Below are 15,307 nucleotides of genomic sequence, written 5' to 3' on the forward strand. Positions count from 1 at the left end.
AGCCGGCTCCCACAGGTCGCCACAAGTTCCAACACTGTGCAGCCCCTGTGGGAGCCGGCTTGCCGGCGATAGGGCCCGCGCAGGCAACAAACCATTCAATCCCGGCGATAAGGCAACATCCCCCAAGCCTCCTCGGCATACCCCCTCACCCCTTCCCGCTCCTGGCGCAGAAAATCCTCCACCGCCCGCCGCAACCCCGGATGCAGCAGGTAATGCCACGACCGCGTCAGCACCGGCTCGAACCCGCGAATCAGCTTGTGCTCCCCCTGCGCCCCGGCATCGAAGCGTTGCAGCCCTTCGGCAATCGCAAAGTCCATGCCCTGGTAGAAACAGGTTTCGAAGTGCAGCCGGTCGAATTCATCCAGGCACCCCCAGTAGCGACCAAACAGGCTGTCACCCCCGACCAGGCTCAAGGCCATGGCCACGTCGCGCCCGCCCTGCCTGGCCAGCACCACCCGGATCGCTTCGGGCATGCGCTCGGCCAGCAGGCTGAAGAATTCACGCGTCAGATACGGCGAACGCCGGCGCACCGCGTAGGTGTTGGCATAGCACAGGTAGATGAAATCCCATTGGGCCTCATCCAGCTCATCGCCACGGTACCAGCGAAAATCGATGCCCTGCCCCGCCACCTGCTCGCGCTCCTTGCGCATCTGCTTGCGCTTGCGTGAACTCAAGCTGTCGAGAAAATCCTGGAAATCGCGGTAGCCGCGGTTGCGCCAATGGAACTGGCAACCCAGCCGCTCCATCCAGCCCGGCAAGCTGGCCATGCGCTCATCGAGGCTGGTGTCGGTGAAGTTGATGTGCGCCCCCGACAGCCCGCCCTTGTTCAGGTACTCCGGCAACGCCTGCAGCAGCAACAGGCCATCGGCGGGGTCGGCAGCCAGCAAGCGCGGGCCGCTGACCGGGCTGAACGGCACCGCACCCAGCAGCTTGGGGTAGTAGGCAATGCCGGCGCGCTCGCAGGCATCGGCCCAGCCCTGGTCGAACACATACTCGCCAAACGAGTGCCACTTGCGGTACGCCGGCAGCAACGCGCGCACCTGCCCGTCACGCTCCAGCACCAGGTGTTCGGCGGCCCAACCGCTTGAAGGGGCCACGCTGGCGCTGTCTTCCATGGCACTGAGGAAGGCATGGCGCAGGAAGGGTTGGCCGGCGGGCACCAGGGCGTCCCAGGTGGCTGCCGGCAGGTCACGCAGATGGGCGAGGCTGTAAAGGCTGGTCACGGTATCGACTCGTTGCTGAACGCCCCCAGTATTGCGGAATGACCCTTTGACACTCAATTACTTAACCGCAGTGCCACTAATTAGACATTATTCTGTCATTCGCCCTCGCAATACTTGCGCCTGTTTTCCGGAACCCCAGAACCTGTCTATTCAGGCCTTTTCCGAAGACATGCCAACATGGGGGCGGGCGCTGAGCCTCCCCAATATTTTTCAGTAGGGAGAACCTTATGCGTCTTGTTTCTACACTTACCGGAGTGAGCCTCACCGGCATGATGCTGGCTCTGAGTACTCCGGCCAGTGCTGCTGTCGACGCCAAGCTGCTCGAAATGCTCCGCGCCAATGGCTCAATCAACCAGGCGCAGTACAACGAACTGCAAGGCGACCTGGCAAAAGAAACCAAGGAAAAGGCCGACCAGAAAGCTCAGTCCGAACGTATGAGCTCCTTCGAACAGAAAGTGGCATGGGCCGCCAAGACCCAGATCAAGGGTGATGTGCGCCTGCGTTACGAAGACGTCAACGTCGACAACCCGATCTCCCGCAGTGGCAACCAGGACCGTGAGCGCGTGCGTGCCCGTGTCGGTTTCTACAGCGAGATCAACCCGCAGGTCGACGCCGGCGTGCGTGTGGCCACCGGCAGCAGCGCCGATGCCCGCTCGACCAACCAGAGCCTGGACAACTACTTCGAGAAGAAATCGCTGTGGGTCGACCTGGCCTACCTCGACTGGCACCCCACTGCCGTGCCGAACCTGCACCTGATCGGCGGCAAGATGATGCAGCCATGGGTGAGCATGGGCGACATCATCTGGGACAGCGACATCAACCCGGAAGGCGTGGCAGCCACCTACAAGACCAACCTCGGCCCTGCCGAAGTGTTCGGCAGCATCGGCCACTACAACCTGAAGGACAACGTCGATGGCGACGGCGTGCAGTTCAAGCACGACGCGCAACTGTACGCGGCCCAGCTGGGTACCAAGTTCAACGCGGCTGACACCGTCAAGGTCACCGTGGGCGGCAGCATCTACGGCTACGACAACGACAAGGCCTCGGCTGCCCTGCGCTCGCTGGGCAACACCACCGACGAGTTCAACCTGGTGGAAGGCTTTGGCCAGGTCGACTTCACCGGCTTCGCCATCCCGCTGTCGGCTTACGGCCAGTTCGTCAAGAACACCGAGAGCACCGATGGCAAGGACAAGGCCTGGCTGGCTGGCCTGAAGAGCAAGATCGGCGCCTGGAGCCTGGACTACAACTACCGCGACGTACAGCGTAACGGTGTAGTCAGCCTGTTCACCGATTCGGACTTCGGCAACGGCTTCACAGGTTCGCGTGGCCACAAGTTCAAGGTCGGCTACGAGATCGACAAGAACTTCGCCCTGGGCGCGGCCTACATGATGGCCAAGACCGACTACTCCAACCTGCCGAACAGCGATGCTGACGTAGATACCCTGCAGGTGGACCTGGAAGCCAAGTTCTAAGCTGTAGCTCCCTTGCGTTACTCAGGCAGGAAGCACCGACCCCATCCGGTGCTTCCTGCCTTTTTTTGTCTGCACAAAGGATGGGGCCGCTTTGCGGCCCTTTCGCGACACAAGGCCGCTCCTACAAAATCTGTAGGAGCGGCCTTGTGTCGCGAAAGGGCTGCAAAGCAGCCCCACCAATCTCAGCGCTTGCGCAGAATCACACTACCAATCGAATACCCCGCACCAAACGAGCTCAACACCCCCAGCGAGCCCTTGGCCAGGTCATCCTGGTACAAGTGGAAGGCAATCACCGACCCCGCCGAACTGGTGTTGGCATAGCGGTCGAGAATCACCGGTGCGTCTTCCTCGGCCACCTCGCGCCCCAGCAGTTTCTTCACGATCAGGTGGTTCATGCTCAGGTTGGCCTGGTGCAGCCAGAAGCGCTTGACGTCGGACGGCTGCAGGCCGTTCTCGCCCAGGTGCTTGCCGATCAGCTCGGCGACCATCGGGCACACTTCGCGGAACACCTTGCGGCCTTCCTGCACGAACAGTTTGTCTGGCGCGCCGACGCCCTCTTCCGCGGTGCGGTTGAGGAAGCCGAAGTTGTTGCGGATGTTGTTGGAGAACGCGGTCAGCAGCTTGGTGCCGACAATGTCGAACTGATGCGCCGAGGTGGCCTGGTCGGCGCGCTCGACCAGCACCGCAGTGGCCGCGTCACCGAAGATGAAGTGGCTGTCGCGGTCGCGGAAGTTCAGGTGCCCGGTGCAGATTTCCGGGCTCACCACCAGCAGTGCGCGGGCCTGGCCCAGCTGCACGCTGTTGGCGGCGGTCTGGATACCGAAGGTGGCCGACGAGCAGGCCACGTTCATGTCGAAGGCAAAGCCCTCGATGCCCAGGGCCTGCTGCACCTCGATGGCGATGGCCGGGTACGGGCGCTGCAGGTTGGAGCAGGCGACGATCACCCCGTCGACATCGGCCGGGGTGCGGCCGGCGCGTTCCAGTGCCTGGCGGGCTGCGGCCACGCCCATTTCGCAGAGGATCGACTGCTCGTCGTTGGAGCGCTCGGGCAGGCGCGGCTTCATGCGCTGCGGGTCGAGGATGCCGGCCTTGTCCATCACGAAGCGGCTCTTGATGCCCGAGGCCTTCTCGATGAAAGCCGCATCGGACAGCGGCGCGGCTTCGATCTCGCCGCGCTCGATGGCATCGGCGTTGTCGCGGTTGAACTGCTGCGACCAGGTGTTGAAGGACTCCACCAGTTCTTCGTTGGAGATGCTCTGGGCCGGGGTATACAGGCCGGTGCCGCTGATCACGACGTTATGCACGGTCGTTCCTCTGGTCAAAGGCCATCGCCGCGGGGCGCTGGCTGGAAAATGCATAATGGCACTTTAGTGCCAGATTGAAGACGAGAGCGTTGCCCTCGATCGCAAGCAAGCTCGCGCCTGCAGGAGCGCGAGCTTGCTTGCGAAGGGCTGCGTTGCAGCCGCAAATTGCATCAATATTGCCACAACTTCGGGTGTTTAGGCTTCCACCTGCGACCACTGTTTACTGAGGCGCTTGTCGGAAATCGGCACTTTTGTACCCAACTGTTGCGCGAACAGCGACACCCGATATTCCTCCAGCAACCAGCGGTACAAGGCCAGCTGCTCATCACGCTTGCCTTCCTGAGCATGCTTGTCGGCTCGGGCCTTGTACTGCGCCCACAGGTTGCTCAGCTCAGCGCTCCACACCCGGTCCTTCTGCACCTGGGCGCCGAGTTTTTCCAGGCGCAGTTCCACCGCCTTGAGGTAGCGCGGCAGCTCCTTGAACCAGGCGCTCGGGGTTTCGCGCACGAAGCCTGGGTACACCAGGTTGGCCAGCTGCTGCTTGATGTCGTTGAGGGCCACGGCCTGGCTCAGGTCGATCTTGCCCTTGAAGCGCTTCTGCAGGCCATGCCACAGCTTGAGCACCTCCAGGGTCTGGCGCGCCAGGCGCTCGGCGTGCTCGGCCCAGCTGCCGCGCTTGCGCTCGGCCAGCCCGGCCAGCGCCGCGCCATCGCGTGGCAGGCTGGCTTCGCCTTCGAGGATGCAGCTGTCCAGGCTGGCCAGCAGGATGTCCTCGACCAGCGCCTCGACCCGGCCCAGTTCGCGGTACAACAGGCCCAGCTCGGTCAGCCCCGGCAGCTTGCCGCGCAGGAACTTGGCCGGCTCCGCCAACTGCTGCAGCAACAGGCGCTGCAAGGCGCGGCGGTGCTGGAACTCGGCCTCGGCCTGGGTCGAGAAACGCCCTTCGCGCACGCTGCCGCTTTCTTCCACCAGCGCCGGGTAAACCGTCATCGACAGCCCGGCGATCTTCTGCTGGGCAGTCTGCTTCACTTCGCTGAAGGCCTTGGCCTGCACCGGCTGTTCGCTCTTCTCGCTGCGCGGCACTGCCAACGCTGCCTGGCTGGCGGCGGCAAAGCGGGCGGTCAGCTCGGCCAGGTCACGGCCCTCGCCGAGGAACTTGCCCTGGCCGTCGACCACTTCGATGTTCATCCGCAAGTGGCCTTCGACCAGGCTGATGGACTCCTCCCAGGCCTCGTCGGACACCCGCGCACCGGTCATGCGCAGCAGCTCCTGGCCCAGCGCCTGGGGCAGCGCGCCCTGGGCGAAGGCCATGCGCGACAGCGCCGCCTTGACGAAGTCCGGCACCGGCACGAAGTTCTTGCGCAGGGCCTTGGGCAGGTTGCGCACCAGGGCGATGCACTTGGCTTCCAGCAGGCCCGGCACCAGCCACTCCAGGCGCTCGCCCGGCAGGCTCGGCAACAACGGCGCCGGTACCCGCACGGTCACGCCGTCACGCGGGTGGCCGGGTTCGAAGTGGTAGGTCAGCGGCAGGCGCAGCTCGCCCACCTGCAGGCTGTCGGGGTACTGCGCCGCGGTCACTTCACTGGCCTCGCGGGCCAGCACGTCTTCCTCGCGCATGATCAGCAGGTTGGCGTCCTTCTGGCTGCCCATGCGGTACCAGCTGTCGAAGGTCGCGGTCTGGTGGATTTCGGCCGGCAGGCGCGCCTCGTAGAAGCCGTACAGGGTTTCTTCATCGGCCAGGATGTCGCGCCGGCGGGCCTTGGCCTCCAGCTCGTCGAGTTCTTCGAGCAGGCGCTTGTTGGCCGCCAGGCACTTGGCCCGCGACTGGATCTCGCCGCCCACCAGGCCCTCGCGGATGAACAGCTCGCGGGACGTGACCGGGTCGATCGGGCCGAAGTGCACCGGGCGCCGGCCCACCAGGATCAAGCCGTACAAGGTGATCTGCTCGTAGGCCACCACTTGCCCGCGCTTCTTCTCCCAGTGCGGCTCGAAGTGGTTCTTCTTCACCAGGTGGGTGGCCAGCGGCTCGATCCAGTCGGGCTCGATCTTGGCGACCATGCGCGCATACAGCTTGGTGGTCTCGACCAGCTCGGCCGCCATCAGCCACTGCGGGCGCTTGCGGCCGATGCCCGAGGATGGGTGAACCCAGAAGCGGCGCTGGCGCGCGCCCTGGTAATCGCCCTCTTCGGCCTTGTGGCCGATCTGGCTGAGCAGGCCGCTGAGGATGGCCTTGTGCACTTTCTGGTAGTCGGACGGTTCCTTGTTCACCGTCAGCTGCAGCTCACGGCAGATCAGCGCCAGTTGGCGATGGGCATCGCGCCATTCGCGCAGGCGCAGGTAGTTGAGGAAGTTCTTGCGGCACCAGTTGCGCAGCGGGTTGGCGGTCAGCGCCTGGCGCTGCTCTTCGAAGCCACGCCACAGGTTGATAAGCGCCGCGAAGTCCGAATCCACGTCCTTCCACTGCGCGTGCGCCTGATCGGCGGCCTGCTGGCGCTCTGGCGGGCGCTCGCGCGGGTCTTGCACCGACAGCGCACTGGCGACGATCAACACTTCCTGCAGGCTGCCCTGGCGGGCGCCTTCGAGCAGCATGCGGCCCAGCCGGGGGTCGATCGGCAGGCGCGCCAGCTGGCGGCCGAGTGGGGTCAGCTGGTTCTCGCGGTTGACCGCCGAGAGCTCCTGCAACAGGTTGAAGCCGTCGCTGATGGCTTTGCCATCCGGCGGCTCGATGAACGGGAAGGCATCGATCGCGCCCAAGCGCAGGTGCAGCATCTGCAGGATCACCGCGGCCAGGTTGGTGCGCAGGATCTCGGGGTCGGTGAAGGCCGGCCGGCCATTGAAGTCTTCTTCGCTGTACAGGCGGATGCAGATGCCCGGCTCGACCCGGCCGCAGCGGCCTTTACGCTGGTTGGCGCTGGCCTGGGACACCGCTTCGATCGGCAGGCGCTGGACCTTGGCGCGGTAGCTGTAGCGGCTGATGCGCGCGGTGCCGGTGTCGATCACGTAGCGGATGCCGGGCACGGTCAGCGAGGTTTCGGCGACGTTGGTCGCCAGCACCACCCGCCGCCCGCTGTGCGACTGGAAGATGCGCTGCTGTTCGGCCGGCGACAGGCGGGCATACAGCGGCAGGATCTCGGTATGGCGCAATTGCGCCTTGCGCAGGATCTCGGCGGCGTCGCGGATTTCCCGCTCGCCCGGCAGGAACACCAGCACATCGCCGGGGCCCTTGCCCTCGCTGCGCTCGTGGTGGGCGATCTCGTCGAGGGTGGCGAGGATCGCCTGGTCGACGGTGAGGTCGTCCTCGATCTGGTTGCCCTCTTCGTCCTGCTCGCTGGTCAGCGGCCGGTACCAGGTGTCGACCGGGTAGGTGCGGCCGGACACCTCGATGATCGGTGCGCCATCGAAATGCTTGGAGAAGCGCTCCAGGTCGATGGTCGCCGAGGTGATGATCAGCTTCAGGTCCGGCCGGCGGTGCAGCAGGGTCTTCAGGTAGCCGAGCAGAAAATCGATGTTCAGGCTGCGCTCGTGGGCTTCGTCGACGATGATCGTGTCGTAGCGCTCGAGGAAGCGGTCGTGCTGGGTCTCGGCCAGGAGGATGCCGTCGGTCATCAGCTTGACCAGGGTGTTGGCGTCGCTCTGGTCCTCGAAACGCACCTGGTAACCAACCAGCCCGCCCAGCGGCGTTGCCAGCTCTTCGGCAACCCGGGCCGCCACGCTGCGCGCGGCGATGCGCCGTGGCTGGGTGTGGGCGATCAGGCCATGGCTGCCGCGGCCCAGTTCCAGGCAGATCTTGGGCAGCTGGGTGGTCTTGCCAGAGCCGGTCTCGCCGGCGATCACCAGCACCTGGTGTTCTGCCAGGGCCTTCTTGATCTCGTCGCGCTTGGCGGCGATCGGCAGGCTGTCGTCGTAGCGGATGACCGGCACGCTGTTCTGGCGCGCGGTGACCTGGGCGCAGGACGCCTGGACCTTTTCCACCCACTGGGCAAGCTTGGCCTCGTCGGGGCGCTTGCGCAGCTCATGCAGTTGCCGGCGCAGGCGATGGCGGTCGGCGATCATGGCGTGGTCGAGGTTTTGCAGCAGTTTGTCGATGGCGTGGTCAGTCATGGGGCTTTTTAGTGATGCAGGTGGGCCTGCTTTTTCATGATCGGCATTCGATGGATGCGCGATTGTCGCAGATTTGCCGGTTGATTGCTGGCTGTACGGGCCCTATCGCCGGCAAGCCGGCTCCCACAGGTGCAGCGCAGGTTCTAGATTCTGTGCTGTACCTGTGGGAGCCAGCTTGCTGGCGATAGGGCCAGCGCAGGCTGCCTGTATGTTTAGTGAACCCCGATGTGAAGGTTGCCATTCACTGCTTTAATCAACATTACGCCGCATGTGAGTATCAAAGGCATGACCCCCGCACCGACCATCGCCCCGCCGCTGTCCCGCCCTTCGCTACCGAAGGCCAGGACCTGCGCCGGCGAAAATCCGCTGGTCCATGTGATCCTCGCCTTCTGGGCCCTGTGGCACTGCCGTCACGCCCGCCCACCGGACACTTCGCTCTCGCCTCTCTGAACATACCCGGCCACCCTTCGGCCGATTGACTCAGCTGGACCGCAGCCAAGCGGCGGTCCTGTGTGCCCACGAGCGAATCCATCATGCACTTTGCACCTGTAGAGCAAGCCCGCCGTTTTCTCGCCGACAACCCGGATATCGAGCTGTTCGAACTGTTCATCCTCGACGCCAACGGCGTACCCCGCGGCAAGCTGCTGCACCGCGAGGAACTGCTGGCCGTGTATCAGAGCGGCCGCCCGTTGCCCAGCACCATCCTGGGCCTGACCCTCAATGGCGATGACGTGGAAAACTCAGGCCTGGTCTGGGACGTGGGCGATATCGATTGCCGCGCCTACCCGCTGGACGGCAGCCTGGTACGCCTGCCCTGGCGCCGGGTGCCCACCGCCGCGGTGCAGGTCAGCATGCACCCCACCGAGGGCATGCCGGCCAGCGTCGCCGACCCGCGCCACGTCTTGCTGCGCACCGTCCAAGCCCTGAAGGCCGACGGCTACCACCCGGTGATGGCCTGCGAGCTGGAGTTCTACCTGCTCGACCAGAAACGCGATGCCCAGGGCCGCCCGCAACCGGCGCTGGACAACGACGGCGGGCGCCCGCGCAGCACCCAGGTCTATGGCCTGCGCGAGCTGGAGCAGATCGAGCCGTTCCTCGCCGACCTCTACGCCGCCTGCAAAGCCCAAGGCATCCCGGCGCGCACGGCGATTTCCGAATACGCCCCGGGCCAGGTGGAAATCACCCTGGAACATGGCGATGCCCTGGAGGCCATGGACCAGGCCGTGCGCTACAAACGCCTGGTCAAGGGCGTGGCCCATGCCCATGGCATGCAAGCCTGCTTCATGGCCAAGCCCTTCGCCCAACTGGCCGGCACCGGCATGCACATGCACCTGAGCCTGGCCGACAGTGAAGGCAACAACCTGTTCGCCAGCGACGACAAGGCCGGCACCCCGCTGCTGCGCCAGGCGGTGGCCGGCATGCTGCGCCACCTGCGCGATTCGTTGCTGCTGTTCTGCCCCAACGCCAACTCGTTCCGCCGCTTCCAGGCCAACAGCTACGCGCCGCTGGCGCCGACCTGGGGCGTCGACAACCGCACCGTGAGCCTGCGCGTGCCCGGCGGGCCGGCCAACAGCCGCCACGTGGAGCACCGCATCTGCGGCGCCGACGCCAACCCTTACCTGGCGGCGGCAGCCATTCTCGCCGCCAGCCACCGCGGCATCCGCGAGCAGCTCGACCCGGGTGCCCCGGTGGAAGGCAACGGCTACGCCCAGGCCACCGAGCACCTGCCCACCGACTGGCTGACCGCCCTCGACGCGCTGGAGCGTTCCGAGTGGGCGCGCGAAGCGCTCGGCGAGGCCTTCCTCGGCGTGTACCTGAAGGTCAAGCGTGCCGAGTACCGCCAGTTCATGGCCGAAGTCAGCGAACAGGACTGGCGCTGGTACCTGCACCAGGCCTGAGCCCTACCCTATTCAGAACAAGGAATACCCATGAACGCAGCACTCAACAACGGCCCGGCCCAGCGCGCGCCGTCCTATTACAGCGCCTCGCTCAACGACCACACCGAGTACCCCCAGCTCAAGGGAACGGTGCAGGTCGACGTGGCCATCATCGGCGGCGGCTTCACCGGCGTGGCCACTGCCGTGGAGCTGGCCGAGCGTGGCCTGAAGGTCGCCGTGGTGGAAACCAACCGCATCGGCTGGGGCGCCAGCGGGCGCAATGGCGGGCAGGTCACGGGCAGCCTGTCGGGCGACGAGGCCATGCGCACGCAGATGCGCCAGCGCCTGGGCAACGATGTCGATGACTTCATCTGGCACCTGCGCTGGCGCGGGCATCAGCTGATCGAGCAGCGGGTCGAGCGCTATGGCATCGACTGCGACCTCAAGCGCGGCCACCTGCACGCGGCCATGAAGCCCGCCCACATGGATGAGCTGCGCGGTTTCCAGGCCGAGGCCGAGCGCCGCGGCATGGGCGACCAGGTGCAACTGCTCGACCGCAATGCCGTGGCCCAGCACCTGCAGAGCCCGCTGTACCTGGGCGCGCTGAAGAACATGCGCAACCTGCACCTGCACCCGCTCAACCTGTGCCTGGGCGAAGCGCGCGCGGCCCACAGCCTGGGGGCGCTGATCTTCGAGAACTCCGAGGTGCTGGACATCGTCCATGGCCCACGCCCAGCCGTCGTCACCGCCCATGGGCGGGTCGAGGCGCGCCAGGTGATGCTGGCCGGCGACGTCTACCACAAGCTGGAAAAGCGCCAGCTCAAGGGCAAGATCTTCCCGGCCATGGGCGGCATCGTCACCACGGCGCCGCTGGGTGAGCTGGCCGAGCAGATCAACCCGCAGGACCTGGCGGTGTACGACTGCCGCTTCGTGCTCGACTACTACCGCCTGACAGCGGACAAGCGCCTGCTGTTCGGCGGCGGCGCCAACTACTCGGGCAAGGATTCACGGGATATCGAAGGCGAGCTGCGCCCGTGCATCGAGCGCACCTTCCCGGCGCTCAAGGGCGTGCCGATCGAGTTCCAGTGGAGTTGCGCGATGGGCATCGTGGTCAACCGCATTCCGCAACTGGGCAAGCTGTCGGACAACGTCTGGTACTGCCAGGGCTACTCGGGGCATGGCATCGCCACCAGCCACATCATGGGCGAGATCATGGCCGAGGCGCTGACCGGGACGCTGGAGAAGTTCGATACCTTTGCCGAGTGCAAGCACATCAAGGTGCCGATGGGGGATCTGCTGGGCAATCCGCTGTTGGCGGCGGGGATGTGGTACTACCAGATGCTTGAGAAATTGCGCTGATCTTACCGGCCTCATCGCCGGCAAGCCGGCTCCCGCGGAGAACCACCAGATTCAAGCACTGTGGTCTACCTGTGGGAGCCGGCTTGCCGGCGATGAGGCCAGTCAAGCCAGCCGAGGCCGGGAAGATCAGGCGATCTTCTTCAACCCTTGCTTTTTCAGCTCTTCATCACGCAGTTCGCGACGCAGGATCTTGCCCACGTTGGTGGTTGGCAAGGCATCGCGGAACTCGATGTATCGCGGCACCTTGTAGCCTGTGACGTTGGCACGCATGTGCTCCATCACCTGCTCCTTGGTCAGGGTCATGCCCGGCTTGACCACGATGAACACCTTGATCACCTCACCCGACTTCTCGTCCGGCACGCCGATCGCCGCGCATTGCAGCACGCCCGGCAGGCCCGCGAGCACGTCTTCGAGCTCGTTGGGGTACACGTTGAAGCCCGAGACCAGGATCATGTCCTTCTTGCGATCGACAATGCGCATGTAGCCGTCGGGCTGGATCAGGGCGATGTCACCGGTCTTCAGCCAACCCTCGGCGTCGAGGATTTCGGCGGTGGCGTCTTCACGCTGCCAGTAACCCTTCATCACCTGCGGGCCCTTGACGCACAGCTCACCGGTTTCGCCCAACGGCAGTTCGTTTCCGTTGTCGTCGATGACCTTGCACAGGGTCGATGGTACCGGGATGCCGATGGTGCCGACCTGGTTGGCCTCGGCCGGGTTGACCGCCGCCACCGGGCTGGTCTCGGTCATGCCGTAGCCTTCGCAGATGGCGCAACCGGTGACCGTCTTCCAGCGCTCGGCCACGCTCAACTGCAGGGCCATGCCACCGGACAGGGTGATTTTCAGCGCCGAGAAGTCCAGCGCACGGAATGCCTCGTTGTTGCACAGGGCAACGAACAGGGTGTTGAGGCCGACGAAACCGCTGAACTTCCACTTGCCCAGCTCCTTCACCATCGCTGGCAGGTCGCGCGGGTTGCTGATCAGCACGTTGTGGTTGCCGATCAGCATCATGGCCATGCAATGGAAGGTAAAGGCATAGATGTGGTACAGCGGCAGCGGGGTGATGAGGATCTCGCAGCCTTCTTGCAGGTTCGAGCCCATCAGCGCCCGGCACTGCAGCATGTTGGCGACCAGGTTGCGGTGGGTCAGCATCGCGCCCTTGGCCACGCCGGTGGTACCGCCGGTGTATTGCAACACCGCCACGTCGTTGGGCTGCGGGTTGGCTTCACTGACCGGCTGGCCCTTGCCCAGCGCCAGGGTGTCGTTGAAACGCACGGCACGCGGCAGGTTATAGGCCGGTACCATCTTCTTCACGTACTTGATGACGCTGTTGATCAGCAGGCGCTTGATCGGCGGCAACAGGTCGGCCACTTCGGTGACGATGACGTGCTTGACCTGGGTCTTGGGCACCACTTTTTCGGCCAGGTGGGCCATGTTGGCCAGGCACACCAGGGCCTTGGCGCCGGAGTCGTTGAACTGGTGCTCCATCTCCCGCGTGGTGTACAGCGGGTTGGTGTTGACCACGATCAAGCCGGCGCGCATGGCGCCGAAGACCGCTACCGGGTACTGCAGGACATTGGGCAGTTGCACGGCAATGCGATCACCCGGCTTGAGGTCGGTGTGCTGCTGCAGCCAGGCCGCGAAGGCGCCGGACAGCGCATACAACTCGCCGTAGGTGATGGTCTTGCCCAGGTTGCTAAAGGCCGGTTTGTCGGCAAAGCGTTGGCAGGATTGCTTGAGTACCGCCTGGATATTGGGGAATTCGTCAGGATTGATTTCCGCCGTAATCCCGGCTGGGTATTTATCCTTCCAAAAATGTTCGATCATGGAAGCCCACTCCTTCAGCAACAGCGAAGTTCGATTCACGCGTCGATGCGTTTATTATTGATATGTGATGGCGGTTCATTGCAAACCGAAACATCTGAAAGCGGGCCGAGAGTAACAGCTTTGTTTGGGGTCGCCTAGGGGCCAAACAGGGCCTAACGGTCACAAAAATGACTCAATGAACGATACAAGTCATTTTTAGAGTATTTAGCCAAAATGTCGCAAATCTAAGAGAATTTCAGACGGCAAGCGGCATTCTAGAGCGGCTTTGGCCCCATCGCCGGCAAGCCGGCTCCCACAAGGGGCCTGCGCAAAACTCAAGGTTGCGCCTTACTTGTGGGAGCCGGCTTGCCGGCGATGGGGCCACGGATCAATCAAGCGATGTCACGCAACTCGCGCCGCAGAATCTTGCCCACCGGCGTCATCGGCAACGACTCGCGCAGCACAATGTGCTTGGGCACCTTGTAGCCGGTGAAGTTGGCCTTGCAATAGGCCTTGAGCTCGTCCACGTCGAGCCCTCCCTCCCGCGCCACCACGAACAGCTTCACCGCCTCGCCGGAACGCTCGTCGGGCACACCGATGGCCGCGCAGTTGGCTACCTGCGGGTGGCCCATGATCACGTCCTCGATCTCGTTGGGGTACACGTTGAAGCCCGACACGATGATCATGTCCTTCTTGCGGTCGACGATGCGGGTGAAGCCGTCCGGGTCGATCACCGCGATGTCGCCAGTCTTGAACCAGCCTTCGGCATCGAGCGACTGGGCCGTGGCCTCGGGCTGCTTCCAGTACCCCTTCATCACCTGCGGGCCCTGGATGCACAACTCGCCGCGCTCGCCCAACGCCAACTCGTTGCCCTCGTCATCGATGACCTTGAATGCGGTGCCCGCCACCGGAATACCGACCGTGCCCAGGCGAGCCAGCTTGCCATAGGGGTTGGTGCTGGCCACCGGCGAAGTCTCGGTCAGGCCGTAGCCTTCGACGATGCGGCAACCGGTGAGGCTTTCCCAGCGTTCGGCGGTGGCCTTGACCAGCGCGGTGCCACCGGAGTTGGTGACCTTGAGCGCGGAGAAGTCCAGCTGGCGGAACCCTGGGTGGTCCATCAGGGCAACGAAAAGGGTGTTCAACCCAAGCAAGGCCGAGAAGCGCCATTTGCCCAGCTCCTTGATGAAGCCTGGGATATCGCGCGGGTTGGTGATCAGCACGTTGTGGTTGCCGGTGACCATCATGCACATGCAGTTCGCGGTAAAGGCATAGATGTGGTACAGCGGCAGCGGCGCGATCATCACCTCCTGGCCGTCCTTGATCAGCTTCTGCCCGTCCGGGCCGTGCTGGGAGAAGCAGGCCAGCACCTGGAGCATGTTCGCCACCAGGTTGCCGTGGCTGAGCATGGCCCCCTTGGCCAGGCCGGTGGTGCCGCCGGTGTATTGCAGCACGGCGATGTCGTCGAGGTTCAGCGGCACCGGCTTGTGCGCCTGGCTGCGGCCCTGGCGCAACACCTGCTTGAAGGACACCGCCTGCGGCAAGGCGTAGGCCGGGACCATCTTCTTCACCTTGTCGACCACGGTATTGACCAGCCAACCCTTGGCCGCCGGCAGCAGGTCGCCCATCTTGGCCTCGATCAGGTACTCGATGCCGGTATCGGGCAGCACCTCCTGCACGCGCTTGCCGAACATGTTCAGATACACCAGCGCGCGGGCGCCGGCATCCTTGAACTGGTGACGCATCTCGCGCTCGGTGTACAGCGGGTTGGTGTTGACCACGACCAGCCCGGCACGCAAGGCGCCGAACACCGCGATCGGGTACTGCAGGACGTTGGGCATCTGCACCGCGATGCGGTCGCCCGGCACCAGGTCGGTGTGCTGCTGCAGCCAGGCGGCGAAGGCCGCGGAGTAGCGCTCGAGTTCGGCGTAGGTCAGGGTCACGCCCAGGTTGCTGAATGCCGGGCGATCGGCGAAGCGCTTGCAGGAGCGCTCGAACACCTCGACCACCGAGGTGTACGCATGGATGTCGATGGTGGAAGGTACGCCCGCCGGGCGCTTGTCATTCCAGAAGTCGGCTTGCATTTATTGTTGTTCCTCTGCCTTGACCTGCATGTTCCCTTTTCCTGTTTGCCTGAAGGCAAAAGGCGTTCAACCGACGTTAGCAGGTAA

At 64.4% G+C, this 15,307-nt stretch carries 8 protein-coding genes; 3 read left to right on the plus strand and 5 right to left on the minus strand.

What is annotated here, in order from left to right; translation table 11 throughout:
• Positions 1 to 95: 95 nt before the first annotated feature.
• Positions 96 to 1,223, minus strand: coding sequence for a GNAT family N-acetyltransferase (locus L6D75_RS13655; RefSeq protein ID WP_176517748.1), 1,128 nt, complete (start codon positions 1,221 to 1,223; stop codon positions 96 to 98).
• Between the two features lie 227 nt (positions 1,224 to 1,450).
• Here L6D75_RS13655 and L6D75_RS13660 point away from each other — a divergent pair, with 227 nt between their 5' ends.
• Complete coding sequence (locus L6D75_RS13660; RefSeq protein ID WP_176517747.1) at positions 1,451 to 2,695, plus strand: putative porin; 1,245 nt, start codon at positions 1,451 to 1,453, stop codon at positions 2,693 to 2,695.
• A 182-nt stretch (positions 2,696 to 2,877) separates the two neighbouring features.
• Here the strand turns inward: L6D75_RS13660 and L6D75_RS13665 are convergent, their stop codons facing one another.
• Complete coding sequence (locus tag L6D75_RS13665; RefSeq protein ID WP_178128741.1) at positions 2,878 to 3,999, minus strand: beta-ketoacyl-ACP synthase III; 1,122 nt, start codon at positions 3,997 to 3,999, stop codon at positions 2,878 to 2,880.
• 195 nt (positions 4,000 to 4,194) lie between these two features.
• Positions 4,195 to 8,100, minus strand: a complete 3,906-nt coding sequence (gene hrpA / locus L6D75_RS13670; protein WP_176517814.1) for an ATP-dependent RNA helicase HrpA — start codon at positions 8,098 to 8,100, stop codon at positions 4,195 to 4,197.
• A gap of 533 nt (positions 8,101 to 8,633) precedes the next feature.
• On the opposite strand from hrpA, the gene L6D75_RS13675 reads away from it, so the two are divergent.
• Together L6D75_RS13675 and L6D75_RS13680 are read left to right on the plus strand one after the other, a co-directional pair.
• The gene (locus L6D75_RS13675; protein WP_176517815.1) at positions 8,634 to 9,998 is read left to right on the plus strand and encodes a glutamine synthetase family protein; all 1,365 of its coding nucleotides are present in this window, start codon (positions 8,634 to 8,636) and stop codon (positions 9,996 to 9,998) included.
• A 30-nt stretch (positions 9,999 to 10,028) separates the two neighbouring features.
• The gene (locus L6D75_RS13680) at positions 10,029 to 11,336 is read left to right on the plus strand and encodes an NAD(P)/FAD-dependent oxidoreductase (RefSeq protein WP_176517816.1); all 1,308 of its coding nucleotides are present in this window, start codon (positions 10,029 to 10,031) and stop codon (positions 11,334 to 11,336) included.
• Between the two features lie 126 nt (positions 11,337 to 11,462).
• Here L6D75_RS13680 and fadD1 read toward each other — a convergent pair whose 3' ends face one another.
• Both fadD1 and fadD2 read right to left on the minus strand, forming a co-directional pair.
• Positions 11,463 to 13,160, minus strand: a complete 1,698-nt coding sequence (gene fadD1, locus L6D75_RS13685) for a long-chain-fatty-acid--CoA ligase FadD1 (RefSeq protein WP_176517817.1) — start codon at positions 13,158 to 13,160, stop codon at positions 11,463 to 11,465.
• A gap of 371 nt (positions 13,161 to 13,531) precedes the next feature.
• Positions 13,532 to 15,220: a long-chain-fatty-acid--CoA ligase FadD2 gene (gene fadD2, locus L6D75_RS13690; RefSeq protein ID WP_176517818.1), complete on the minus strand. Its 1,689-nt coding sequence runs from the start codon at positions 15,218 to 15,220 to the stop codon at positions 13,532 to 13,534.
• Positions 15,221 to 15,307: the final 87 nt, after the last annotated feature.

The organism is Pseudomonas faucium (assembly GCF_021602585.1).
In the GTDB taxonomy this organism is placed as follows: Bacteria; Pseudomonadota; Gammaproteobacteria; order Pseudomonadales; family Pseudomonadaceae; genus Aquipseudomonas; species Aquipseudomonas faucium.